This is a genomic window from Streptomyces coeruleorubidus (assembly GCF_008705135.1).
Lineage (GTDB): Bacteria > Actinomycetota > Actinomycetes > Streptomycetales > Streptomycetaceae > Streptomyces > Streptomyces coeruleofuscus.
Window position 1 is genome coordinate 2,277,616 of record NZ_CP023694.1, and the last position, 25,564, is coordinate 2,303,179.

20 protein-coding genes are annotated in these 25,564 nt (G+C 70.1%); 2 read left to right on the forward strand and 18 right to left on the reverse strand.

What is annotated here, in order from left to right; translation table 11 throughout:
* The first annotated feature begins 67 nt into the window (after positions 1-67).
* The gene (locus tag CP976_RS10655) at positions 68-901 is read left to right on the forward strand and encodes a pectate lyase (protein ID WP_150480122.1); all 834 of its coding nucleotides are present in this window, start codon (positions 68-70) and stop codon (positions 899-901) included.
* Between the two features lie 456 nt (positions 902-1,357).
* On the opposite strand, the gene CP976_RS10660 is transcribed toward CP976_RS10655, so the two are convergent.
* A complete protein-coding gene (locus tag CP976_RS10660) occupies positions 1,358-2,512 on the reverse strand; it encodes a right-handed parallel beta-helix repeat-containing protein (RefSeq protein ID WP_150480123.1) in 1,155 nt (384 codons plus the stop codon).
* Positions 2,513-2,759: 247 nt separating this feature from the next.
* On the opposite strand from CP976_RS10660, the gene CP976_RS10665 reads away from it, so the two are divergent.
* The gene (locus tag CP976_RS10665) at positions 2,760-4,967 is read left to right on the forward strand and encodes a glycoside hydrolase family 43 protein (RefSeq protein ID WP_150480124.1); all 2,208 of its coding nucleotides are present in this window, start codon (positions 2,760-2,762) and stop codon (positions 4,965-4,967) included.
* A gap of 3 nt (positions 4,968-4,970) precedes the next feature.
* Here the strand turns inward: CP976_RS10665 and CP976_RS10670 are convergent, their stop codons facing one another.
* From CP976_RS10670 to CP976_RS10750, 17 genes are all read right to left on the reverse strand, one after another.
* The gene (locus CP976_RS10670) at positions 4,971-6,128 is read right to left on the reverse strand and encodes a dienelactone hydrolase family protein (RefSeq protein ID WP_150480125.1); all 1,158 of its coding nucleotides are present in this window, start codon (positions 6,126-6,128) and stop codon (positions 4,971-4,973) included.
* A complete protein-coding gene (locus CP976_RS10675; RefSeq protein ID WP_150480126.1) occupies positions 6,115-7,380 on the reverse strand; it encodes a pectate lyase family protein in 1,266 nt (421 codons plus the stop codon). Before CP976_RS10675 ends, CP976_RS10670 begins: the two co-directional genes overlap by 14 nt.
* Positions 7,373-8,404 (reverse strand): pectinesterase family protein, encoded by a 1,032-nt coding sequence (locus CP976_RS10680; protein WP_150480127.1) that lies wholly within the window; start codon positions 8,402-8,404, stop codon positions 7,373-7,375. Before CP976_RS10680 ends, CP976_RS10675 begins: the two co-directional genes overlap by 8 nt.
* Complete coding sequence (locus CP976_RS10685; protein ID WP_150480128.1) at positions 8,405-9,535, reverse strand: pectinesterase family protein; 1,131 nt, start codon at positions 9,533-9,535, stop codon at positions 8,405-8,407. It abuts the gene before it with no gap.
* 127 nt (positions 9,536-9,662) lie between these two features.
* A complete protein-coding gene (locus tag CP976_RS10690; RefSeq protein ID WP_150480129.1) occupies positions 9,663-10,973 on the reverse strand; it encodes a pectate lyase family protein in 1,311 nt (436 codons plus the stop codon).
* A gap of 33 nt (positions 10,974-11,006) precedes the next feature.
* A complete protein-coding gene (locus CP976_RS10695; protein WP_150480130.1) occupies positions 11,007-11,804 on the reverse strand; it encodes a rhamnogalacturonan acetylesterase in 798 nt (265 codons plus the stop codon).
* A 125-nt stretch (positions 11,805-11,929) separates the two neighbouring features.
* Positions 11,930-13,279 carry an ABC transporter substrate-binding protein gene (locus CP976_RS10700; RefSeq protein WP_150480131.1) on the reverse strand — a complete coding sequence of 450 codons (1,350 nt, stop codon included), beginning with the start codon at positions 13,277-13,279 and terminating at the stop codon, positions 11,930-11,932.
* Positions 13,280-13,328: 49 nt separating this feature from the next.
* Entirely contained in the window at positions 13,329-15,317 is a 1,989-nt protein-coding gene (locus CP976_RS10705) for a pectinesterase family protein (RefSeq protein ID WP_150480132.1), read from the reverse strand.
* Between the two features lie 34 nt (positions 15,318-15,351).
* Entirely contained in the window at positions 15,352-16,860 is a 1,509-nt protein-coding gene (locus CP976_RS10710) for a glycoside hydrolase family 43 protein (RefSeq protein WP_150480133.1), read from the reverse strand.
* Positions 16,857-17,705 carry a DUF6807 domain-containing protein gene (locus tag CP976_RS10715; protein WP_150480134.1) on the reverse strand — a complete coding sequence of 283 codons (849 nt, stop codon included), beginning with the start codon at positions 17,703-17,705 and terminating at the stop codon, positions 16,857-16,859. The genes CP976_RS10710 and CP976_RS10715 overlap by 4 nt, the downstream gene beginning before the upstream one ends.
* Positions 17,702-18,871, reverse strand: coding sequence for a Gfo/Idh/MocA family protein (locus CP976_RS10720; RefSeq protein WP_398658223.1), 1,170 nt, complete (start codon positions 18,869-18,871; stop codon positions 17,702-17,704). Before CP976_RS10720 ends, CP976_RS10715 begins: the two co-directional genes overlap by 4 nt.
* An 8-nt stretch (positions 18,872-18,879) precedes the next feature.
* Positions 18,880-20,166, reverse strand: a complete 1,287-nt coding sequence (locus CP976_RS10725; protein ID WP_150480136.1) for a pectate lyase family protein — start codon at positions 20,164-20,166, stop codon at positions 18,880-18,882.
* Complete coding sequence (locus CP976_RS10730; protein WP_150480137.1) at positions 20,163-21,059, reverse strand: carbohydrate ABC transporter permease; 897 nt, start codon at positions 21,057-21,059, stop codon at positions 20,163-20,165. Before CP976_RS10730 ends, CP976_RS10725 begins: the two co-directional genes overlap by 4 nt.
* Positions 21,056-21,991, reverse strand: coding sequence for a carbohydrate ABC transporter permease (locus CP976_RS10735; RefSeq protein WP_150480138.1), 936 nt, complete (start codon positions 21,989-21,991; stop codon positions 21,056-21,058). The genes CP976_RS10730 and CP976_RS10735 overlap by 4 nt, the downstream gene beginning before the upstream one ends.
* Positions 21,992-22,124: 133 nt before the next feature.
* Positions 22,125-23,858 carry an L-arabinonate dehydratase gene (araD, locus tag CP976_RS10740; RefSeq protein WP_150480139.1) on the reverse strand — a complete coding sequence of 578 codons (1,734 nt, stop codon included), beginning with the start codon at positions 23,856-23,858 and terminating at the stop codon, positions 22,125-22,127.
* On the reverse strand, positions 23,855-24,766 hold the full coding sequence (locus tag CP976_RS10745) for a dihydrodipicolinate synthase family protein (RefSeq protein WP_150480140.1): 912 nt from the start codon (positions 24,764-24,766) through the stop codon (positions 23,855-23,857). The genes araD and CP976_RS10745 overlap by 4 nt, the downstream gene beginning before the upstream one ends.
* Complete coding sequence (locus CP976_RS10750; RefSeq protein WP_037670479.1) at positions 24,763-25,422, reverse strand: GntR family transcriptional regulator; 660 nt, start codon at positions 25,420-25,422, stop codon at positions 24,763-24,765. Before CP976_RS10750 ends, CP976_RS10745 begins: the two co-directional genes overlap by 4 nt.
* Positions 25,423-25,564 lie beyond the last annotated feature (142 nt).

Below are 25,564 nucleotides of genomic sequence, written 5' to 3' on the forward strand. Positions count from 1 at the left end.
GGCAACCCTTTCCTCACCGGTGGCGACCACCAGACGCAAGAGTCACCACCCATTGAGGAATCGGTACATGACTGCACCAGCAGAACAGCGCGTCCGCCATCGCCGCCGGCTCACCAAGCGGCGGGCCATGATCGCCGGGTTATCGGCGTTCGGCATCACGGGAGCGGCGATCGTCACCACGTCGATGCTGTCCACCGCGGGCGCCGCGTCCTCCTGGCCCACGGACAAGGGCAAGACGCCCGTGTCGGAGACCATCGCGGTCTCCGGTGTCCGCGACGGCGGGATGAAGATGTTCTACGGCTCCGGCGCGCTCGGCGGCGACAGCCAGGACGAGGGCCAGGCCCCCCTCTTCGAGCTGGCCGACGGCGCGACGCTCAAGAACGTCATCATCGGCACCCCGGCCGCGGACGGTGTGCACTGCAAGGGCAGTTGCACGCTCCAGAACGTGTGGTGGACGGACGTCGGCGAGGACGCGGCCAGCTTCAAGGGCAAGTCGTCGTCGGCCGTGTACAAGGTGATCGGCGGCGGCGCGAAGAACGCCGACGACAAGGTGCTCCAGTTCAACGGCGCCGGCACGCTGAACGTCTCGGGCTTCCAGGTGCAGAACGCCGGGAAGCTGGTGCGCTCCTGCGGCAACTGCAAGACGCAGTACAAGCGCACGGTCGTGCTGAACGACATCGACGTCACGGCGCCCATGAACTCGATCGTCGGCGTGAACGCCAACTACGGCGACACGGCCACGCTGTCGAAGATCCGCATCCACGGCGACAGCAAGAAGAAGATCAAGACGTGTGTGCGCTTCGAGGGCAACAACACGGGCAAGGAGCCCAAGGAGCTGACCCCTCCCGGGCCGGACGGCAAGACCTGCAAGTTCAAGGCCTCGGACATCAGCTACCAGTGATGCCGCAGCACGTGTGAGCTCCGGCCGGCCCGAATCCCCCTCGGGCCGGCCGGATGCCGGATGTCCGGGCCCCAGTCGGACTTCCCGGCACCCCGACCCTCCGGAGCCCCCCTCCGGACGGTCGAACAGCCCTGGCCGAGCCCCCCTCGGCCAGACGGCAGGACGCCCCCGCCGGTTCACACCGGTGGGGGCGTCGTCGCGTGCGCCCGCTCGGCGGATGCTCTAGGGCGTGTCCGTAAAGTCCCGCCTGCCCCGCGACGCCCGGCACGCTCCCCCACTGCCTTAAGGGCGTGGGAGGTGCCCCCACTCGCCGCACCGGCCGAACACCCGCGTACAACCAGTACGCGGGCGTCCGCCCGGCACTCCCCCAGCCTTCGGCCGGGGGGCACCCAGAGCACGCACCGAACGCCGCAGGGCCCGCCCTCCGGGCGGACGACGGGACTTTACGGACACGCCCTAGTCCATCGTCGAGCCGATGGCCGTGGAGCCGGTCGTCAGGAACGTGGTCGCCGGGAGGGAGCCGTCCGCCCGGCGCGCTCCGTACGCGCTTCTCGCGTCCGTCGATCTGAAGGGCGGGGTGGCGACGCCGCTGTCCCAGCTGTTTCCGGCGGAGACGGCCGCGGAGCCCAGCTCGGCGGGGCCGCCCTTGTCGCTCACGGCGAGGTTCTTGCCGAGGCGGGCTTTGCCGGTGGCGAAGGAGAAGCCGTTGTGGGCGTTGGCATACGTGGTGTTGCGGTTCAGGGCGACGGCGCCGGTGTTGGAGTTCTCGGTGAAGCCGTGCAGCGTGTTGTCCCAGGCGGCGTTGTTGTTGACGACATGGGCGACCGACGCTCCGCCGCCGCCCAGTTTGAAACCGTTGCCGTTGCCCTCGAAGGCGGGGTCGTTCCAGCGGTTCTCGCCGTTGCCGAAGGCCCAGGAGTGCTCGATGGTGACCGGTGAGGAGAACTGCCAGAGGTCGAGGCCGTCGTCGGAGTTGTCGTACAGCCGGGCGCCGGTGATCCTGTTGCCCGTCCCGGAGCCGAACTTGACGGCGATGCCGTCGGCGTTCTGGCCGTGGCCGGCCGGGTCGTAGTTGCCGTGGCTGTCCAGGTTCTGCACGAGGTTGCCGGTCGTGCCGTCGCCGCGCAGGGTGAAGCCGGAGTCCCCGTTGTCCGCTGTGACGAGGTTCTTGAAGACGCCTCCGGCGGAGGACGTGGCGACGAAGCCCTGGGCGGGTGAGTTGACGAAGGTGAGGTCCTGGACGGTCCAGTGGTCGCCGTGGACGGCGGCCAGCCAGGAGCCGGCGGGCAGTTTCGAACCGTCGATCCGGACCTTCTCACCGCCGTACGCCCGCAGGGTGATGCGAGCCGAACTGGTGCCGTTCGCCGTGGACTTGAGGGTCGCGGCCGGATAGTAGGTGCCGCCGCGGACCTGGATGGTGATCCCCGCGGTGGCGTTCTTCACGGCCGCTTCGAGCTGGGCCGCGGTGGAGACGGTGACCGTCGACGAGGCGGCCTGCGCGCCGCCTCCCGAGAGCCCGAGGTAGACGCCGCCCGCCCCCGAGGCGCAGACCACCGCGGCGGCGATGGCGAGCGTACGGGTCCTGCGGTGGCGTCCTGCGCTGAGCAGCACGAAGCGGTCCTTTCCTGGGGAACGGGGACGGAAACGGTCGGGAGGGGCCCGCTCCGTCCCGTTTCCGACCAGCAGTCGCCGCCGCGCAGCGAAAGGGTTGCCGCCGTCACGTGCACCGGCGTGCCCGAGCTTGCGAAAGTTTCGGAACCACCCGCCTCATGCACACCCGTTGACGCCCTGTCCCCGTCCGGTGAAACTCCGATGGCCGCTACCCAACAGAATCCCCCAGACTCCGACAGGAAGTGTCATGCGCCCCCGCACGCTCCTGCTCCCGTTCCTGGCCCTGACCGGCCTCCTCCTGACCCTTCTCACGGCGCCCCCCGGCGCCGCGGACTCCGGAGCACCACCCGTGAAGCACTCCAAGTACGCCGGCTATCTCTTCGCCTACTTCACGGGCGAGGGCACCGCCGACGGCGAGCAGATCCGTTACGCCCTCAGCCGGGGCAACGACGCGCTGCACTGGCGTGAGCTGAACGCCGGCAAGCCGGTCCTGACGTCGACGATCGGCGAGAAGGGCCTGCGCGACCCGTTCGTGATCCGCTCCCCCAAGGGCGACAAGTTCTTCCTGATCGCCACCGACCTGCGGATGTACCAGAACTCCAGTGGCAGCTGGGACCAGGTGCAGCGGCACGGCAGCAAGTCGATCATGGTCTGGGAGTCCACCGACCTGGTCAACTGGACCGACCAGCGCCTGGTGAAGGTCTCCCCGGACAACGCGGGCAACACCTGGGCCCCGGAGGCCTACTGGGACGACGAGCTCGGTGAGTACGTCGTCTTCTGGGCGTCGAAGCTGTACGCCGACGACGACCCGGAGCACAAGGGCAACACGTACAACAAGATGATGTACGCGACGACCAAGGACTTCCGGACCTTCAGCGAGCCGAAGATCTGGAACGACCCCGGCTACTCGGTGATCGACTCCACGGTCGTGAAGTACAAGGACGAGTACTACCGCTACACCAAGGACGAGCGGGACCCCAGCTCCTCCAGCCCCTGCTCGAAGTTCATCACCGGTGAGAAGTCGACGTCCCTGACCTCGACGAAGTACGAGTTCGTGGCCGACTGCATCGGCAAGGGCGCGATGGACCGCGGTGAGGGCCCGACGGTGTTCAAGTCGAACACCGAGAAGAAGTGGTACCTGTTCAGCGACGAGTACGGCGGACGCGGCTACATCCCGTTCGAGACCACCGACCTCGCCTCGGGCAAGTGGACCCCGTCCACGGACTACCAGCTCCCGGCGAGCCCCCGGCACGGCACGGTGCTCCCGGTGACACAGAAGGAGTACGACCGGCTGCTGGCGGCGTACCCGGCCACGCCCACCTCGGTCGTGGACGCGACGGCGAAGCACCAGAAGGGCTACTCGATCGTCACGGACGGCGCGTCCAAGGTCGTCCTGCCGATGGAGCCGGATGCCGATCTGCGTGGTCTGGCCCCGAAACTGTGGGTGGGTGAGGGCGCCGTGCTGAGCCCGAAGTCCGGCACGCGCCGCGACTTCCGCACGCCGCAGAAGTACACCGTGACGGCGGCCGACGGCACCAAGCGCACCTGGACGGTCGAGGCGGTCCGCACCCGCAGCCCCATGCTGCCCGGCCTGAACGCCGACCCGGACGTGCACTACCTCAACGGCAGGTACTGGATCTACCCGACGACGGACGGCTTCCAGGGCTGGAGCGGCACCAAGTTCAAGGCGTACTCGTCGAAGGACCTGGTCCACTGGAAGGACCACGGCGTCATCGTCGACCTCGGGCCTGACGTGACCTGGGCCGACAAGTACGCCTGGGCGCCCGCGATCGCCGAGCGCAACGGCAGGTACTACTTCTACTTCTGCGCCGAGCAGCAGATCGGCGTGGCGGTGGCCGACTCCCCCGCCGGCCCCTTCAAGGACGCGCTCGGCAAGCCGCTGGTCGCCAAGGGCGGGGCGCTCAAGGGCCAGATGATCGACCCGTCGGTCTTCACGGACGACGACGGCCAGGCGTACCTGTACTGGGGCAACGGACGCGGGTACGTCGTACCGCTCAACGACGACATGGTGTCCTTCGACGCGTCGAAGGTGCAGGACATCACCCCCGACAACTTCCGCGAGGGTTCCTTCGTGATCAAGCGGAAGGGCACGTACTACTTCATGTGGTCGGAGGACGACACCCGCAGCGAGAACTACCACGTGGCGTACGCGACGGGTCCGTCCCCGCTCGGCCCGTGGACCAAGCGCGGGACGATCCTTCAGAAGCGGCCGGAGTACGGCATCCTCGGCACCGGTCACCACTCGGTGGTGAACACCCCGGGCACCGACGACTGGTACATGGTCTACCACCGCTTCGCCCTCAACGGCCCCGGCAGGCCCGGCGGCGACGGCATGCACCGGGAGACCACCATCGACCGCATGGAGTTCGCGGCCGACGGCGGCATCAAGCCGGTGGTGCCGACGCTGGAGGGCATCAAGCCGGTACGGCGATGAGTCTCACAGGACGTCGTCGAGCCAGTTGAAGACCTCGTCCTGCATCTCCTGGGTGAAGACGTGGCCGAGCTCCGGCCACGTCTTCGTCCGTATCCGGTCCTCGGCGTGGCGCGACCGCCAGACGGCACGCAGCTTGTCGTACGCGCCCCGTACGCCCTCGGCCGGGAACAGCGTGTCGAGCCCGCCGTTGAAGAACAGCATCGGCCGGGGCGCGGCGATGCTCGCCACGTCGGGGATGTCCAGGTGCCGGGCGAGACCCGGGTGGAGCATGTAGTAAGCCGACTGCCCGCGCAGCGTGTTGTTGCCGGGCACCATCATCTCCTTCAGGCCGGTCATCCAGCACACACTCGCGGCGGCCGCGACGTGGTCGCTGAGGGCGGCGGTCTGCCAGGCGCGGTAGGCGCCCATCGAGAAGCCGACGGCCGCGACCCGCCGGGCGTCCACCCGGTCGAGTCCCGCCAGGAAGGCGGCGGCCCGCTGGTCCTCGCGGGCCATGAGCCCGGCGAGCGAGGAGCCGAGGTTGTAGAAGTTGGCGGCGAGGGCCTGCTGCTGCTCGTAGGCGAGCGGCCCGCGGTCGCCCCAGCCGGGCGCGTCCAGGCACAGCACCACATAGCCGCGCCGCGCCAGTTCGTCGCCGACGAACCGCCCGCTGAAGTACTTGTCCGCCCAGGCCCGGGCGGAGGCGAGACGCGTGTCGTCGTACCAGGGCCGGATCAGTTTCTCCTTCCCGATGTCGAACCTGGCCCCGTGGTCGTGCAGGAGCAGCACGGCGGGGAAGGGCCCGCGGCCGCGCGGGGTGAGCAGGGCGCCGCGCACGCGTTCGTGGCGGGTGAGGGAGACGGTGACCAACTCCCTTGTGTAGCCCTCCCCTTGGGCACGACCGCCGATCTCCGGTGTGTACGGCGTCCCGTCCTGCCGTTCGACGAGCAGGTGCTCCTCGACCGTGGCCCGGGCGGCACGCCGCCAGGTACGGAAGTCGCGGATCGGGGATCGTCCCCAGGCGAGCGGGAAGGTGAGGGCGTCCTTCAGCGCCGGGTGGAAGTCGGGCAGCGGGCCGTCCACGACCGCCGCCTCCGCCCCGCTCACCGCTCCCCCGGCCAGCAGGGCCGTGCTCGCCCCGACCACGAACGTCCGCCGGCCGAGCGTCTCATGGGTGCCCATACGACCTCCCTGTTCCGGCGTGCCGCAGCACGTATCGCTCGATCGCCGACGGGGACGTCAGGGCGCGGTAGTCGTACACGTCGGCCGGATCCCAGCCGACGTCGGTCCCGAGGCCGAGACCGCTCGCCACGGCGTTGAGCCGGGCGGGCCGGCCGTTGAACCAGGAGCCGGTGTCGCGGAACCGTTCGCCCCCGTAGTCCGCGACGGCGAGCGTCGGCCGTCCCCCGGGGTACCGGAAGACGTTGCGCTCGGAGAAGATCGCGGACTCCACACCGACGCCCAGGGCGTAGAGAGGCGCCTGCCCCCGGTGGACGTTGTTGACGACGTGCACCTGCCCGAAGCGGACGCGCGGGGCGCGCTGCACGATGCCGCTGAACAGGTTGCGGACGAAGGTCACCTTGAGGTGCCCCCGGTCCCGGTCGCCGCGTCCGTCGCCCGACCCGATCAGGATCGCCTTGTCGTGATCGACGAACCGGCTGTCGGAGACGGTGACGAAGTCGGAGCCGTCCTCGATGTCCAGCAGTCCGTCGTGCCGCTGCACGCGCTCGCCATGGAAGCCCAGGGGTGCCTCGCGGTCGGGGAAACGGCCGTCGGTGAAGGTGCAGTGGTCGATCCAGATGTTCTTGCCCGTGATCACGGTGAGCGCGTCGAAGCGGGCGTTCCAGCTGCCGTGGGTGCCGTCGCCCGGGGACCAGCTCGTGAAGTGGTCGACGGGCGCCTCCAGATGCAGGTTGCGCACGACGATGTTGCTGCCGGTGTTGACCGTCAGGAACACCCCGAGCAGCCGGGCGTCGCGGCCCACGCCGACGAGGGTCGTGTTGCTCGGCACGGTGAGCTGGATCTGCGCCTTCTCCTTGTTCGACCCGGTCTGGCGCAACTGCCGCTGCTGCTTGCAGTACTCGAAGCGGGTGTCGGACCAGACCGCGCCGTCCTCGCCGAAGCAGGACATGTACTTGCCGAGGTCGTATCCGGGCGCGTAGTCCTGCTCGCCGAGCAGGGAACCGTCGTCGCTCTCGTGGCCGTTGACGTCGCCGACGACCCGGATCACCTTGGGCGCGGTGGGATCGCCGTCGTTCGCGAGGGCGGTCTCGAGTTCGGCGCGGGTGTCCACGGTCCAGGTCCGGCCGCCCGCCCCGCCGCTGGTGCCGGAGCCGGCCGAGGCCCAGCCGACGGGGGCGCGTTCGGCGGCGGAGGCAGGCGAGGCCGGCCAGAGCAGACAGAGACCGAGGAGGAGCACGGCGGCCCTACGCATAGGGCCGCCAGTCGCGGAGGTACGTCTCCCTGGTGTGCAGCGCGACCTGCGCGCGGCCGAGCTGGGGCCGGTTCTCCGGCACGGAGACGGCGGCGCCCGGCCCGGTGTTGTGGTACTCGGCGAACCGCATCGACTGCCAGGGATAGGCCTCGCGCATGTTGGTGTACGGGGCCACAGCGTCGATGCCCGGACCGATCCGGGTCTCCCGCACCACCAGCGACGGCCAGGCCGTGGTCTCGTACGACGGCACCCAGGGCCGGGCCAGCTTGTACGCCCCGTCCTCGGCGCCGGAGGTGATCCGGCAGCGGACGGCGAGGATGCCGTACGGGTTCGCCCGGGCCGTGGAGGGCGCGAAGACCATGCCCTTGGGTGTGAAGTCGACGTCCCGGGCCAGCGTACGGAAGTGGCACTGCTCGAACACGGCGGTCGCCCGCCCGAAGACGAAGTCGACGTCGCCCTCGATGTAGCAGTGCCGGAAGTACTGCCGGTCGAAGGTGTCCAGGGCGCCGGTCTCCACGAAGAGGGTGTCCTGGTGGGCCAGGAGCCGGACGTCCTCGAAGCGGGTGCGGTCGCCGTACGTGTACGCCGCGACCGCCTGTGTGCCGGTGATGTCGGGGTGGTCGGCGCGCAGCCAGTCGTTGGCCAGGGTCAGGTCGCGGACGGTCAGCCCGGGGGCCGCCGAGGTGAAGGTCGCCGAGCCCGCCGTGCCGTACGTGCCCGAGCCGTCCGGCCTGGGTGTGCCGTTGGCATTGTCGTAGACGATGACGACGTCACGCGGGTCCCGGGTGGCACCCCTGAGGGTCAGTCCGGCCTTCTCCGCCGGGACACTGACGACCTCGCGGTACGTCCCCGGGTGCACGACGACGGTCCAGCCCTGACCGTCCACGGCGTCCACGGCGGCCTGCACCGAGTCGCCGGGCCGGACATGGAGGACGCGGTGACGGCCGGCCCCGGCGAAGGCGGGTGCGGCGCCGGTGGCGACCAGGCCACCGGCGAGTCCGGTGAGAAGGGTGCGCCGGTGCACTCAGCACGCCTCCTTCCACGGCTCCCAGTCGCCGAGATATCCGGCGCGGGTCGCCGACCGGGCCTGCTCGGAGGTGAGCTGGGGCCGGTTCTCCGGAACGGAGACGGCGGCGCCCGGTCCCGTGTTGCGGTACTCGGCGAACCGCATCGACTGCCACGGGTGGGCGTTCGACATGTTGGTGTAGGGCGCGACCGCGTCGATGCCCGGGCCGAGCCAGGTGTCCCGGACGGTGAGCATGGGGCGGGCGGTGGTGTCGGAGCTGGGAACCCAGGGGCGGGCCAGCTTGTAGTGGCCGTCGGGAGCCTCGCTGTCGACGCGGCTCCTGGTCACCAGGTATCCGAGGGGGTTGGCACCGGCCGTCGACGGGGCGAAGACGAAGCCGTAAGGGGCGGCCGACAGGTCGGTCCGGTTCAGGGTCCGGAAGCGGCAGTGATCGAAGACGGCGGTCGCCCGCCCGAAGACGAAGTCGACGTCGCCCTCGGCGTAGCAGTGGGCGAAGTACTGGCGGGCGAAGGTGCCCAGCGCCATCGAGTCGGCGTACAGGGTGTCCTGGTGGCCGAGGAACCGGCAGTGGTGGAAGGCGGACCGGTCGCCCTGGACCTTGACGGCGACGGCCTGGGTGCCGGTGATCCCGGGGTGGTCGGCGCGCAGCCAGTCGTTGGCGAAGGTGATCCAGCGGGCGGTGAAGCCGTCGGCCTGCACGGTCGTGGTGGCGGAGCCGGTGGTGCCGTAGGTCCCGCCGCCGGGCTTGGGCGTCCCCGCCGCGTTGTCGTACACGATGACGACGTCACGGGCGTTCTCGCTCGCCCCGATCCAGGTCATCTCCGTACGGGCGGCGTCGACGGCGACGGTCTGCCGGTAGGTGCCCGGGGCGATGACGAGGGTGTGTCCGCTGCCGTTCGCCGCGGCGACGGCGTCCCGGACGGTGGTGAAGTCACCGGCGCCGCCCGGGTGGACGTACAGGGTCCCGGGCGTCAGGCGGGCGGCCGGTGAGCCGTACCGGCCGAACGGGCGCGGCCGGGCGCCGGCGGCCCGCGCGGGGACGGCGGCGAGGCCGGCGACGGCACCCGCTGCGGCGCTCGTGAGGAGGAACTTGCGGCGGGAGAGGGAGACATGGGGCTGCGAGAGCATACGGCTGCTCCTTCGCGGTGCGGCTGGTGCGGGGTGGCTGTGGTGAGCTGGGATGGGGCCGGGGCGGGCGCACTCCGGGGTGGGAGTGCGATGCGGGCCGCCCCGGCCGGTTCACGGGCCGGTCAGGTCAGCACACGCGGCCGGCGCCCGCGCGGGCACCGACGATGCCCGGGACCGCCTTCGCCGGGTCGACGCCGGCCCGCAGCGTCGGCGTCCAGCCGGCGCCCGACTGGAGCGTCTCGCCGGGTATCTCGGCGTTGTGCACGGCGATCAGGTCGACGGCCTTGCCGTTGACGACGTTCGCGTTCGCGGTGACCGGCGCCTCGTTCCACTTCTTGAGGATCTTCGCCGGGCTGATGCCCTGCGCCAGCGTGAACGCGTTGTGCTCGGCGACGAGCCGGGACTCCTTGCCGATGCCGTAGACGTAGCCCCACTTCTGGCCCTTGGTGACCACGAAGTGGTTGTTGTACGAGTCGACCTGCCCGAACCGCACGCGCGGCGCCCGCTCGACGATGCCCTCGAAGCGGTTGTGGTGCAGCGTGACCTTCAGCTTGCCCGTGTCGTCGGCGGTGGCGCTGTCGCTGTTGCCGATCAGCATGGTCTTGTCGTGGTCCTTGAACGAGTTCCAGGACACGGTCACGTGGTCGGAGCCGCGGACGACGTCGAGCAGCCCGTCGTGCTGCTGGTAGGTCTTGCCGAAGTAGGACGGCAGGGAGCTGTCGGGGTAGCGCCCGTCGGTCAGGGTGTTGTGGTCGACCCACACATGGGTGGAGCCGTAGACCACCACCCCGTCGTACTCGCTGTTCCAGGCACCGGTCTTGTTGTCGTCGGTCGGGTCCCACTGCGGGAAGCAGTCGACCGGGGCCTCGATGGTCAGGTTCCGGACGATGACGTTGTCGACGCCCTTGATCTGGAGGCTGCCGCCGAGGATCCCGGAGTTCTTGCCCACGCCGATGATGGTGGTGTTGGCGGGGACGATCGCCTTGATGGTCTTGTCCTGCTGGGCGGCTGAGGCGGCCCGCAGGTCCTCCTGTTCACCGCTGACCGGCTTGTCGTGCCCCCAGACGGCGGGGTCGTAGGCGGCGAGGTACTTCTGGAAGTCGTACCCCTCGGCCTCGAACGCCTCACAGCCCTGGGAGACGGCGTCGATCATCCCCTTGACCTTGATGATCTTCGGTGCGGATCCGCCCTCCTTCAGGGCGGCCTTGAACTGCTCCCAGGTGGTGACGGTGTGGACGTGCGCGGCATCGGCCGCGGCACCGCCCGAGGTACCGGTGCCGTACGCACCCCACCCGTCGTTGGCCCCGAGCGTCTGGCGGGCCACGTCCCGGGGCCCGGCCTGCGCGGCGGTACCGCTCAGGGACATCACGAGCGCGGCACACCCGACCACCGCAGCGACCTTCACTCTGGCATGATCATGACACTTGCGAACGTTCATGGTGCGGCTCTCTTCCTACTGCGTCAGGGGGTGTTACGCGGCGGCTTCCGGCCAGGTGATCCACGACTCGGGAATCCGCTCGTCCAGCCGGCGCACATCGCGCGGCCCGAGCACCCGGGTCCGGAGCAGCTCCCTCGCCGCCAGCCGGGCCACGGCGATGGCGCCCGGCGGATTGAAGTGCGTGTTGTCCTGCTCGGTGGCGGTCCAGTTGAAGTACTTCTTCGTCTCCTCGACCCCGAGCTCCTGCCACAGGGCGAGCGACAGCGCCTGGATGTCGAGCAACGCGACCCGCTCCTCGGCGGCGAGCGCCCGCATGGCCGCCGGGTACTCGCCGTGCGTCGTCACGGCCTTCCCGCCGGCGTCGAACCTCCGCCGCTCCACGGATGTGGCGAACACGGGCCGCGCCCCACGGGCCCGGGCCCCCTCGACGTACATCCGCAGATGCTCCTGATACGTCGTCCAGGGCTCGGTGTAGCGAGTGGGGTCCTCCGCCTTCTGGTCGTTGTGACCGAACTGGATGAGGAGGAAATCGCCGGGCTGGATCGCGGAGAGAATGACCTCCAGCCGTCCTTCGTCGACGAAGCTCTTCGAACTCCGCCCGTTCACAGCGTGATTGGCGACCGGCCTGTTCTTGCCGAGAAAGAACGGAAGCGCCATACCCCACCCGGTCTCGGGCGCGGCGTTCGCATACTTCTGGGCTGCGGTGGAATCACCGGCGATGTAGAGGGTGCGATGACGGTGACCGCCGGCTTGCGCGGTACCTGTGACGGACAGAGCGAGAGGCACGGCGGCGATTCCCGCCACAGCTACTTGTCTTCGACTGAGAGACACGCGGAGTTCCTTTCGACAAGACGGCGGGGACATGCGCCCAGGGGCGCGGGGAACTGCGCGACAAGCCACAGGACGGCCCGCACCCTGCGAACCACGGGCCGTCCCACGGCGAAACCCAGCAAGAATCAACCCTTCTGCTGGTCCCACTCCTCCTGAGCCGCATTCAGCTGCTCAGCCAACGTGTCCAGGAATTCCTTCGCACTCATCTTCCCGAGCAGCACCTTCTGGAAGTTCGGCTCATTGTCGGCCTTGGAGATCGTGTTCCAGTCCGGCAAGTAGTACGGAAGCTGCACAATCGTCGTCGACCCGTCCGACAACGCGTCAGCGGCCAGCTTCGTGGGCTCGGCCTTCGAAATCCACGCGTCCTTCGCCGCGTCCGTGTTCGACGGCACCTGCCCCGCCGACTCGTTGAACTTCGAGTTCTCCGCCTTGGACGTGGCGAACTCGATGAACTTCCAGGCCGCGTCCTTGTTCTTGCCGCTCTTGAACAGCCCCAGCCCGTCCACAGGGTTGGAGACCTGAACCCGCTTACCGCCGGGCCCGGTCGGCTGCGGAATGCCCCGGAACTTGTCGACCCCGAGCGCCTTCACGTGGTCCTGGTACGACCCGAGGTTGTGGTTCAGCATCCCGATCGTGCCGGAGTCCCACTGCGCGACCATCTTGGTGAAGTCGTTGTTGAGGTCGGCCGCGGGGGTGACCTTCTTGTACAGCGCCGCGTACTTCTCCAGCGCCGCCACGTTCTTGGGATCGTTGACCGTGGTCTTCTCACCGCTGGAGTCCCAGAACGAGGTGATCCCGGACTGCCCGTACATCGCGTCGAGCGCCTGGGCGATGGAGCCCGCGCCACCGCGGATGGTGTAGCCGAACTCGTTCTTGCCCTTGCTCGTGAGCTTGTTCGCGGCCTCGAAGAACCGGTCCCACGTCGTCGGCTCCTGGAGCCCCGCCTTCTTGAACAGGTCGGTGCGGTAGTACAGCACACCGTTGTTCGCGGAGGTCGGGATCGAGTACAGCTTGTCGTCGCCACCGCCGGCCGCCTTCAGCGACTCGACCATGTCCTTGTTGAGCTTGCCGTTGAGCGAGGACTTGGCGAGCCGCTCGTCCAGCGGTTCCAGCGCGCCCTGTGCGGCGAACCCGGCGAGCATCGCCGCGCCGACACCGCCGACGTCCGGCAGGCCGCCGCCCTGGAGGGCGGTGTCGACCTTGGACTGGTACTCGGTGGAGGCGATCCCCACGTACTCGACCTTGATGTCGGGGTTCGCCTTCTCGAAGTCGGCGATGATCTCCTTCCAGGCCTCGGTACGGACACCGCCGTTGTTGTCCCAGAAGACGATCTTGCCCTTGCCGCTGCCGTCGGCGCCCTTGTCGCCGCCCGCCCCGCTGCCGTCGTCGCCGCAGGCGGTGACGGTCAGCGCGAGTACGGCCCCCAGGGCGACGGCCGTGGCGGCGCGCCTGCTTCTGCGATTGCTGATCTTCATTGGTCGGCTCTCTTCTTCTGGATCCAGCGGAACTTGAAGGTGTGGGGGGTCAGTGGCGGGCGTGGGGTGCCCAGTCGTCCGTGCCCCTGAGGTAGGCGGCCACGGTGTGCGGCCGCGCCTCCTGGTCACTCAGCTGCGGACGGTCGGCGGTGACCGTCGCGCCCGGGCCGAAGTTGCGGTATTCGGCGAACCGCGCGTCCTTCCACGAGAACCCGCCCATGTCGGTCCACGGCGAGGACTTGATCGCGGCGGGCAGTTCGGTGTCGCGGATCAGCACCTGGCCGATCGCGTCGGGCTCGCCGCCCGGGTGCCAGGGCCGGCCCAGGTGGAAGCTCCCGGCGGGGGCGTCACTGACGATCTTCGACCGGGTGATCAGGAACCCGTACGGGTTTCCCTTCCAGGTCGAAGCCGCCGTGATGTAGCCGTTGTTCGTGTCCGAGCCCCGGCTCAGCGCCCGGATCACCGACCGTTCGATCACCGTCGTGGCCCGGCCGTAGATGAAGTCCACGTCGCCCTCGATGTAGGAGTCGCGGACGTAGACCCGGCTGAGGATGGTCAGCTTGGGGCTGTCGGTCATCAGGGTGTCCTGGTTGCCCAGGAAGGCGGTGTCCTCGAAGACGATCCGGTCGCCCGTCGTCTTCATCGCCAGCGCCTGCTCGCCCTTCAGCTCGTGCGCGGCCTCGTCGAAGTCGTTGCTGAAGGTGAGATTGCGTGCGGTGACGTCGTTCGCGGCGATCCGGACGGTGGCGCTCCCCTTCGAACCCCCGTACTCGGCGGGCGTGTCGAAGACGATGACGGTGTCGGAGCGGTCCCGTCCGGTCCCCCGCAGCACGAGATTCGGCTTGCTCGCGGGGATGAACACCTTCTCGCGGTACGTGCCGGGCGCGACGGCGATCGTCAGCGCGGTGTCGTTGCCGTCGGGCACCGCGTCCACGGCGGCCTGCACGGTCGGGTAGTCGCCCGGGACGTGCAGCGTGACAGGCCCGCCGATCCGCTTCTGCGGTCCGGAGAACCGCTTCACCAGCGCGGGCACGGCCGCGGCCGGGTCGAGCCGGTAGTCGTAGAACGCGCGCGGGTCGAACGCCGTGCCCCACGCCTCGTGCCGGCCGGTGGTGTTCCGCAGGATCGACCCGCGCTGCACCAGCTCGGCGGTGGCGTCGGCCTGGTAGGGGTGCTGGACGCCGTCGTAGAAGCTGTTCTCGATGACCATCTTCGTCCGGCCGCGCGACCAGTTGCCGTACGTCCACACGGGGTCGCCGTCGGAGAGCTGCGAGGACAGGTAGTTGTTGTAGAGGTGGGCGTAGGCGACGTTGTCGGCGGACGGGTTGCGCTGCTTGGTGCCGCGGAACCAGTTGTGGTCGACGGTGATCTGGGTCCTGACGTTCGGGGTCCAGCCGATGCCGAAGGTCTTGTTGTTGTTCGTGAACTGGTTGTGGGAGACGGTGACGTACTCGCTGTCCTTGCGGATGTCGAGCTGGCCGTCGCAGATCCGCGAGAAGCGGATGTGGTCGATCCACACGTGGTGGGCGGTGTCGAGGCGGATGCCGTCGTAGTCGGTGTCCTTGCAGTCCCAGTTGCCCTCGATGGCCGTGTCGCGGATGGCGAGGTTGCGGATGATCACGTTGTGCGTGCCGGGGTCGAGGGTGAAGCCGCCGTGCACGATCTCGGCGGTGTCGCTCACGCCGATGATGGTCTTGTCCGAGGCGACGGGTATCTCCGTGCCGAAGGGGTCCATGTCCAGGGAGCCCTTGACGCGGATGACGTACGGCTCCTCGGCCGCCGCGTACTTGGCGAGCGCGGCCTGGTCGGTGACGGTGACGACCTTGCCGCCCGCGCCGCCGGTGGTGCCGCCGGCGAGGGAGGCGAAGCCGTGCGGCCGGTCGGTCCAGCGGTCCGCGGCGGGCACGCCCCGGGACTGCGGGGCCGCCTGTGCGTCCCCGAGGGTCCCGAGGCTCAGCGCGGCGACGAGGCCGAGCACGGCGGCCACGACCTTGCCGTGTCCCGGTCTCGACAAGCGCTTGCTACGGAAGTGCGTCATTGCGGCTCCCAACAGGCGTACGACTTCGGGTGTGTTACGAGGCGCTGATCCGGAACTGGGTGAAGGTGGCCGCGCCGGCGTGTCCCTGGCCGGCGGGCGCGAGGGCGACGAGGCCGAGCAGGGCGCCGACCCAGCGCCACGGGGTGGCGGTGAAGACCGGGCCCGACGGCCGGAAGCCGTCGCCGACGTCGGCCGAGAAGCGGCAGCGGGCGCCCGCGCCGATCTCGATCCGCAGCCGGGCTCGGCCCCCGGGCGCGAGCCGCGGGTGGGCGGCGTCGCGTTCGCCGTCCGCGACCGCCTCGGCGAACCGGTGCACGAGGTGCGCGGTCCCGTCCGCGCCCCGCTGGAGCCCGATCCAGCCGAACGCGTCCCCGAGGACCGCGAGACCGGCCCGGGCCCCGGGTTCGTCGCTGTCGAGCCGCAGTTCCACCTCGACCGTGCAGGGTTTGCCGGGCAGCCGCTGGGTGAGCACGTTCGGCAGCTTGCGCAGGTCGTGCGCGTCGGCCGAGCGGACGCAGGTCAGCCGGAGCCCGTCCCCGGAGTGCTGGGTGGCCCAGCCGTCGCCCGGGTTGGCGGTCCACTGCCACTGTCGGCCGTACCGTCCGCCGGGGAAGTCGTCGTCGGTGGCCGGCGCGGCGGGCGGCTGCGGCGGCAGGCCGGGCTTCCCGTACACGGCGACGGGGGCGCCGTCGTCGCCGAGCACCGGCCAGCCGTCCGCCCCCCAGCGCATCGGCTGGAGGTGCACGACCCGGCCGTAGGCGCCGCGCTGCTGGAAGTGCAGGAACCAGTCCTCGCCGGACGCGGTGCGCACCCAGCCGCCCTGGTGGGGGCCGTTGACCTCGGTGTCCTTCTGTTCCAGGACGATCCGCTCCTCGTACGGCCCGAAGAAACCGCGCGAGCGGAAGGCGCCCTGCCAGCCGGTCTCCACTCCCCCGGCGGGGGCGAAGATCCAGAACCAGCCGTCGTGCCGGTAGAGCTTGGGACCTTCCAGGGTGAACCAGCCGGGTATGCGGTCGGCGTCGACGATCACCTTGCCCTCGTCGAGGAGTTCGGTGCCGTCGGGGCGCATGCGGTGTCCGGTGAGGCGGTTCTTGATGCCCGAGCGGGACTTGGCCCAGGCGTGGACCAGATAGGCCTCGCCGGTGTCCTCGTCCCACAGGGGACACGGGTCGATCAGGCCCTTGCCGGCCTTCACCAGGTGCGGGCGGGTCCAGGGGCCCCTGATCTCGGGGGCGTTGACCTGGAAGATGCCCTGGTCGGGGTCGCCCCAGAAGATCCAGAAGCGTTCGTCGTGGTACCTGAGGGACGGGGCCCAGACGCCGCAGTCGTGGCGGGGTTTCTTGAATTCCTCCGCCGGTTCCAGACGGTCGAGCGCGTGGCCGACCAGCGTCCAGTTCACCAGGTCGTGGGAGTGGAGTAAGGGCAGTCCGGGGGCGCGGCCGAAGCTGGAGGCGGTCAGGTAGAAGTCCTCGCCGACGCGGACGACGTCCGGGTCGGACCAGTCGGCGTCGAGGACCGGGTTGCGGTAGGTCTCGGTGGTCACGGGCTCACCGCCTTGCGGACGAGGGCCGCCGCGGCGTCCCGGTCGAGGCGGCCGTCGGCGACGACGGTGACCACGCGGCGGACGACGGTCTCGCCCGGCGGGATCGGCAGCCGCTCGCCGTACGCCAGTGAGGAGCCGACGCCCGGGTACTCCTCGGTGCGCACGAACCACGGGTCGCGGCGGGTCTGTTCGGTGGCGCCGGCGAAGACCAGCGTCCAGGTGCCGCCCCTGAGGGCGAGCCAGTCGGCGGGGCGGCCGTGGACCCGCTCCTCGCCCTCGGCCCCGGCCGAGAAGACCTCCGGCGCGGCGGACTCCTTGCGGGCCCGCCAGAAGAATCCGCCGTAGGCCGCGCCCGGTCGCCCGTTGGTCGCGGGGCTGCCGATCGACAGCGGGTCCTTGGTGACGTTGGTGAGGGAGAAGGTGAGGTCCAGCGCCCAGGCCTGGTCGGTGAGTTCGGTCGCCGCGACCGTACGGCGCTCCCGCAGCAGCTCACCGCCCGCCGCCACCCAGCGCAGCTCCTCCACGAAGCCGTCCGGGTCGCGGAGCTGGAACGCGACGTGCCGCTGGGAGCCGTGGTTGTCCAGCTCGGTCGGGCCCTGGTCGCGGACGTAGGTGCGCCCGCCCCAGAAGTTGAACCCCTCGACGTCGGGAACGGCGACACCGACGCCGAGGTGGTGTGCGTGGTCGGCGGGGGTCAGCTCGGTGACCGCCGTGCCGGCCAGGGTGGTGACGGGGTGCAGATAGGGGCGCGGGGAGAGCCGGGCCGGCAGCTCGGGCCGGGTGACGTACCGGCCGACCGGCCGTCCCGCGACACGCAGCACCGCGGTGTCGTTGCTGCTGGTCATCTGGTGCTCACCTCTTTCGACAGGTGCTCCGAGGCCCAGGGGGCGCCCAGCTCGGAGTAGAGGGAGAGGGTGTCGGCGGCGGCCGCGACGAGCCCGTCGATGCCGGGCACCACCCGGCGGTTCTCGCCGGGGATCCGGTGCCAGGCGGTGTCCGGCAGCGGCGCCGGGTCGGGCGCGGTGCGGATGGCCTCCACGACCTTCATGAAGGCGCCGGTCTCCTCCGGCGGGACCAGCAGGTCCGCGCCGGTGGTGAGGTGCGCGACGAGGTTCTCCAGCAGGTCGGTGCGGCCGTGCTCGAACTCCTCGGGGCCGTGCCCCGCGCGCTGGAGCAGCACGCGGTCCTGCTTGTACCAGAAGGTGATCCGGCCGGTGCTGCCGTGCACCAGGACGTACGGCTCGTCCGCCTGCTCGGCGCACAGGGTCGCGGCGACGGTGACCGGGTGGCCCTGCGCGGTGCTGACCCGGACGCACGAGGTGTCGTCGGACTCGATGGCGTTGGCACGCAGCAGTTCGGTCTCGATGCCGGTGACATCCTCGGCGCGGGTGCTGCCACCCAGGGCGAGGGCGGTGGCGACGGCGTGGGCGAGCGGGTTGGTCAGCGCCCCGTCGATCACGTCGACGCCGTTCAGCCGCCGCTTGCCCGCCCAGGGCGCCCGCCGGAAGTAGTCCTCGTTCCGCACCCAGGCACCGGCCCCGCCGAGCCCGGCCAGCTTCCCGATCGCGCCCTCGGCGATCAGCTCGCGGATGGCGGGCACGGCGTGCGAGCCCAGTGACTGGAAGCCGATCTGGCAGACGACACCGGCCGCGGCGACCCCGTCGGCCATGCGGCGGAACTCCGCGTACGAGGGGGCGGGCGGCTTCTCCAGCAGGAGGTGCACGCCCCGCTCGGCCGCCGTGAGCGCGAGGTCGGTGTGGGTGGGGATGGGTGTGCAGATCACGGCGATCCGGGCGCCGGTGGAATCCAGCAGGGCGCCGAAGTCGGCGGACTGCTCGGGCGTGCCCAGGCCGTCGAGCTCCTCCTCGGTCAGCGGCGTCAGTTCGCAGACGCCGGCCAGCCGTACGAGGCCCTTCTCCTGGAGGCGGCGGATGTTCTCGACGTGCCAGCGGCCGTGGCCCCGGGCACCGGCGAGGACGACAGGCAGAGGTGTGTTCATGGAGTCGATCATGCGTCCGGTCACGGGATCCTCCCCGCACCCGCGCCGCGGGCCACGGCCCGGTCGGCCGCGGCGGCGCTGTCGATCCGCCCGTGCAGGCTGGGCGTCCAGCCGACGTCGCCCGTCAGGTCGCGCTCGCTGCCCGAGTTGTAGGCGTTGTAGATCATGAGCAGGTCAACCGGATAGCCGTTGAAGAGCGTGCCGCTCTGGTGCAGTGCGCTGCCGTTCCAGCTCTTGACCAGGTCGGCGACCTCCACATGGCCGGGGGCGTGGAAGGCGTTGTTCTCGGCGTGGATCCTCGACTCGGTGGAGACGCCGAGGGAGTAGCGGTAGTCGTCGCCGGTGATCTCGTAGCGGTTGTTGTAGAGGTGCACCTGGCCGAAGCGGACGCGTGGGGCGCGCTGGACGACCGACTCGAACTCGTTGTGGTGGAGCGTGACCCGGAGCTTCCCGCGGTCGCCGGTGGCGGTGTCGCCGTTGCCGATGAGCATCGCCTTGTCGTGGTCCGCGAACCGGCTCCAGGAGACGGTCACCAGGTCCGAGCCGTTGGTGATGTCCAGCAGTCCGTCGTGGCGCAGGTAGTTGCGGGCGAAGTGGGTGGGCTCCTCGGCGTCCGGGTGGCCCTTGTCGCTCAACGTCACGTGGTCGACCCACACATGGGTGGCGCCTGCCAGCCAGATCGCGTCGTACGCCGTCTTCCAGTCGCCGAGGCCGCCGGTGTTGGGCTGCCAGACGGGGAAGCAGTCGTAGGCGTCGCGGATGTCGAGGTTGCGGATGATCACGTTGTCCGCGTTCCGTACCTGGAGGCTCGCGCCCTTCAGGACGGCCGAGTCGCCGAGCCCGACGATCGTGGTGTTGGACCCGACGGGCAGCACGACCCGCTCGGCCTGCCGGGCGGCGGAGGCCTGGCGGGCCTCCTCCTGCGGGCCGCTGGGCTTGGCGGCGCCCCAGGTGCGAGGGTCGTAGGCGGCGAGGTACTTCTTCAGGCTGTAGCCGCCGGTGGCGTAGTCGGAGCAGTCGAGCCGGTCGCCGTCGTCGTCGGTGTTGGCGTCGATGGTCCCGGCGATCTTGATGATCTTCGGGGTGTCGCTGCCGCCGTCGAGGGCGCGGACGAGTTCCGCGCGGTCCGTGACGGTGTGGACGTGGCCGGCGTCGGCGGCCGCGCCTCCGGTGGTGCCCTCGCCCGCGGAGGCCCAGCCGTCGTTCGCGGGCAGGGTGCCGCGGCTGATGTCACGGTCCTCCGCGTGGGCGGGGACGCAGAGCACGCCCACCAGCCCTGCCGCGACGGCGAGTTGGCGCAGTCTCATCCCTTCACCGCCCCCGCGCTGAACCCGGTGATCAGCCACTTCTGGATGAAGGCGAACACGAGCACGACCGGCACGGCCGCGATGATGCCGCCCGCGGCGAGGGCGCCCAGGTCGACGCTGTCCGCGCTCATCAGGGTGTTCAGGCCGACCGGGATGGTCTGCTTGTCCTGGTTGTTGAGGAACATCAGGGCGAACAGGAAGTGGTTCCAGGAGTGCACGAAGGCGAAGGAGCCGACGGCGATCAGGCCCGGCCGCAGCAGCGGCAGCACGACGATCCGGAAGGCCGTCATGCGGTTGCAGCCGTCCACCCAGGCCGCCTCCTCCAGGGAGTACGGCACGTTCTTGATGAAGTTGCTGATCAGGATCATCGACAGCGGTAGCTGGAAGACCGTCTCGGCGAGGATGACACTGCCGAGGCTGTTGATCATCTGGAGTTCGGCGAAGATCTCGAACAGCGGGACCAGCAGCAGCGCGCCCGGCACGAACTGGGAGCACAGCAGGGCCAGCATGAACGCCCGCTTGATCTTGAAGTCGAACCGGGCGAGGGCGTAGCCGCCGGCCAGGGCGACCAGGGTCGTCATGATCAGGGTGGCGACGCCGACGAGCACGCTGTTGGCGAAGTAGGTGCCGAAGCTGCGCTCCGTCCACACCTTCTCGAAGTGGTCGAAGGTGATCGGCCAGGGCACCAGCGAGGTCGAGCCGGCCGGGCGCAGGGCGAACAGCAGGATCCAGTAGAAGGGGATGAGGGTGAAGACCAGGTAGATCCCCAGGGGCAGGTAGATCTGCCAGCGGGGCGCCTCGTCCCAGGCGCGCTTGCCCTTGGCGGGACGCGGCGGTTCGGGGGCCGCGGGCGCCGGTGCGGGCGCCGCCTTGGTGGCTTCCTTGACGCTCACTTGCTCTCGCCTCCGAACTTGCTCAGCCGCAGATAGACCATCGAGCAGAAGAGCAGGATCACGAACGCCACCGTGGTCAGGGCCGACGCGTAGCCGAAGTTGTGGGCGTCGACGGATGTGTTGGCGATGTACAGCGGCAGCGTGGTCGTCTCACCCGCGGGGCCGCCGCCGGTCAGGGTGTAGAGCAGGTCGACGTTGTTGAACTCCCAGACCGCGCGCAGCAGCGTGGACAGGATGATGGCGTCCTTCAGATGGGGCAGCGTGATGTGCCAGAACTGCTTGATCCGGCTGGCCCCGTCGACCTCGGCGGCCTCGTAGAGGTCCTTCGAGACGGACTGGAGGTCGGCGAGGATGAGGATCGCGAAGAAGGGCACCCCGCGCCACAGGTCGGCGACGATCGCCGCCGGGAAGACGGTGGAGGTGTCCGACAGCCAGCTGGTCCCGTAGGAGCCGATGCCCATGTCCGCGAGATAACGGGTGATGCCCGTCTGGGAGTTGTAGAGCAGCACCCAGATCGCGGAGGTGAGGACGCCGGAGACGGCCCACGGGGAGAAGACCATCGCGCGTCCCAGGCCCCGGCCCACGAAGGTCTGGTTGACGATGAGGGCCAGCGCGAGACCGAACAGCAGCTGGAGGCCGACCTCGACGAAGACCCACTTGGCGCTGAAGACCAGGGTGTCCCAGAAGACCGGGTCCTCGGTGAAGGCATGGACGAAGTTGTCGAAGCCCGCGTATCCGTTCCGCCAGGGCTTGGTGGGGTTGTAGTTCTGCAGGCTGTAGTAGAAGACGCTGATGACCGGGTAGGCGATGAAGCCCAGCATGAGCAGGGCGGCCGGTGCGATCAGCAGGTAGGGGAGCCTGCGCGGGGTGGCGGAGGCACGGCGCCGCCGGGGTGGCGCGGGCGGTTTCGCCACGGCTGCGGCTTGGGCCATGACTGTTCTCCGATCTCAGTACGTCTTGGTACGTCGTGCGTGTGCGCGGGAAGCGCTTTCTTCCTGTGCAGGGTCGTGCCGGGTCGTGCTGAGGTGCGTGGGTGGTGCCGTCGTGCGTGGGTGGCGCGTGGGTTCAGCCCGCGTACGGGTCCTGCACCTTGCCCGGACGGGCCAGGAACTCGAAGTCGCAGCCGGTGTCGGCCTGCGTGATCTGCTCGTTGTAGAGCGCGCCGTAGCCGCGCTCGTACCGGGTGGGCGGCGGTGTCCAGTCCGCTCTGCGCCGCTGAAGCTCCTCGTCGTCCACATGGAGTTGGAGGGTGCGCGCCTCGACGTCCAGGGTGATGGAGTCGCCGGTGCGGACGAGGGCGAGCGGTCCGCCCACGTACGACTCGGGAGCGACGTGCAGCACACAGGCGCCGTAACTCGTGCCGCTCATGCGGGCGTCGGAGATGCGGACCATGTCCCGGACGCCCTGCTTGAGCAGGTAGTCGGGCAGGGGCAGCATCCCGTACTCGGGCATGCCCGGGCCGCCCTTGGGACCGGCGTTGCGCAGCACGAGCACGTGGTCGGGGGTGATGCCGAGCGACGGGTCGTTGATGGTGCGCTGCATGGTCTTGTAGTCGTCGAAGACGACGGCGGGTCCGGTGTGCTTGAGCAGGTGCAGCTCGGCGGAGATGTGCTTGATGACGGCGCCGTCCGGGCAGAGGTTGCCGCGCAGCACGGCGACCCCGCCCTCGGCGGCGACCGGGTTGTCCCGGGTCCGGATGACCTCGTCGTTGTGCACCTGCGCGCCGGCCAGCTGCTCCCGCAGCGTGTCGTGCGAGACGGTCGGCCGGTCCAGGTGGAGCAGGTCCGTGATCCGGGAGAGGAACCCGGGCAGGCCGCCCGCGAAGTGGAAGTCCTCCATCAGGTACGTCTGTCCGCCGGGCCGTACGTTGGCCAGCACCGGGACCGTGCGGGCGATGCGGTCGAAGTCGTCGAGGGTGAGCCGGACGCCCGCGCGGCCGGCCATGGCGATCAGGTGGATCACGGCGTTGGTGGAGCCACCGAGGCCGAGCACGGTCGTCACGGCGTCGTGGAAGGCGTCGGCGGTGAGGATGTCGCTCAGCTTCCGGTCCTTGTGGACCAGTTCGACGATCGTCATGCCCGCCTTGGCGGCCATCCGGTCGTGCCCGGAGTCGACGGCCGGGATGCTGGAGGCGCCCGGGACCGTGACGCCGAGGGCCTCGGCGGCGGCGGTCAGGGTGGACGCCGTGCCCATCGTCATGCAGTGACCGGGCGAGCGGGCGAGGCCGCTCTCCAGTTCCTGCATCTCGCAGTCGCCGATGACGCCGGCCCGCTTGTCGTCCCAGTACTTCCACATGTCGGTGCCGGAACCGAGGACCTCGTTGCGCCAGTGGCCCGGCAGCATGGGCCCGGCCGGCACGAACACCGCCGGCAGGTCCGCGCTCGACGCGCCCATGAGCAGGGCGGGCGTGGACTTGTCGCAGCCGCCCATCAGGACGGCCCCGTCGACCGGGTACGACCGCAGCAGCTCCTCGGTCTCCATGGCGAGCATGTTGCGGTAGAGCATGGGGGTCGGCTTCTGGAAGGTCTCGCTCAGGGTCGAGACCGGGAACTCCAGCGGGAAACCGCCCGCCTGCCAGACACCGCGCTTGACCGCCTGGGCACGGTCCCTGAGGTGCACGTGGCAGGGGTTGATGTCCGACCAGGTGTTGAGGATCGCGATGACGGGCTTGCCGAGGTGCTCCTCGGGCAGGTAGCCGAGCTGGCGGGTACGGGCGCGGTGGCTGAAGGTACGCAGCCCTTCGGTGCCGTACCACTGGTGGCTGCGCAGGTCCTCCGGACGCCTCTTCGGTGTGCTCATATCGACCACCCGGCGGCGATGGCGGCGACCTCGGCGCGCTCGCCCTCGGGCAGCGGCCTGCTCGGCGGGCGGACCTCGCGGCGGCACAGCCCGAGGGAGGCGAGGGCCTCCTTGACGACGGTGACGTTGTTGGCGGAGCCGTTCGCGGCGCGCAGTTCCTCGAAGCGGCGGATCTGCTCCCAGACCTTCATGGCGGCCGGGTAGTCGCCGGAGCGCAGCGCCTCGATCATGTTCACGGAGACGGCCGGGGCGACGTTGACGAGCCCGGAGGTGAAGCCGGTGGCGCCCGCGGAGAAGTAGGAGGGCGCGTAGGGCTCGGCCAGGCCGGCCACCCACACGAACCGTTCCAGCCCGGCGTCCCGGGCGAAGGCCGCGAACTTGGCGGCGTCCGGGACGGCGTACTTCACGCCGATGACGTTCGGGCAGGCGTCGGCGAGTTCCGCGAGGCGGGCGCCGGTGAGCTGTGCGTTGCGGATGTACGGCACGACACCCAGCTCGGGCACGGCCTCGGCGACGGCGCGGTGGTAGTCGACCCAGCCGGCCTGCGAGACGTACGGGTGGACGGGCTGGTGGACCATCACCATCCGGGCGCCGAGGTCACGGGCGTGCCGGGCGGAGGCGACGGCGGTCGGGATGTCGTGCCCGACGCCGACCAGGACGACGGCCCGCTCCCCGGCCTCGTCGATCGTCAACTCCGTGACCAGACGCCGCTCTTCGGGGGTCAGGGCGTAGAACTCGCCGGTGTTGCCGTTCGGGGTGAGGGTCGTGATGCCGCCGTCGAGCAGGCGGCGCAGCAGGGCCCGGTAGGTGTCCTGCTCGACGGAGCCGTCCTCGGCGAACGGCGTCACCGGGATCGCCACCACGTCGGCCAGGGCGGCCCGCTGGGTCTCGAACGCCACGCTGCTCATTCCTGACCTTCCTGTTCCAGTCCCGCCTGGGGGAAAGCACGCTGCACGAAGGACGCGATGTGGGAGTGGAGGGCGCGGGCCGCGCCGTCGGCGTCGCCGTCGAGGGCGAGCCGGAGGATCTCGCGGTGCTCGCCGGCCTCCCGCTCCCAGGAGGGCGAGGCGGCCCACGCGACGGCGGAGACGAGGGCGGCCTGGTCGCGGACCTCGTCGAGCATCCGGCCGAGCAGCGGGTTCCCGCACGGCAGGTACAGGGCGCGGTGGAACTCCCGGTTGGCCAGGGAGCGTTCGGCGGTGTCGGTGGCGGCGTCGGCCCTGGTCAGCGCGGAGCGGGCGGCCTCAAGGGAAGCCCCGCGGTGCACGGCCCGCTTCAGCGCCTCGGGCTCCAGCAGCAGCCGCACGTCGTAGACCTCGCGCGCCATGTCCGCGTCCACCATGCGCACCGTGACGCCCTTGTACTGGCTCATCACGACCAGCCCGGTCCCGGCGAGGGTCTTGAGCGCCTCGCGCACCGGGGTCTTCGACACCCCGAACTGCGCGGCGAGCTCGGTCTCGACCAGCGCCTGGCCCGGCGTCAACTGCCCGGTGAGGATGCGGTGTTTGATCCCCTCCAGCACGTACTGCGTGCGGGAGGGGATCGGCGTGGGCACAGAGGTCATGCGCGCCTCTCGGATCTCGCGTCCCTGGGGATCGCGTATCGGATCTCGCGTATCGCGTCTCATATATGACGTACGAAGTACGACGCGATGACGTTAAGAGGGCGCGTTTGTTTCGTCAATGCTTCTGACGAAGGAAGTAGCA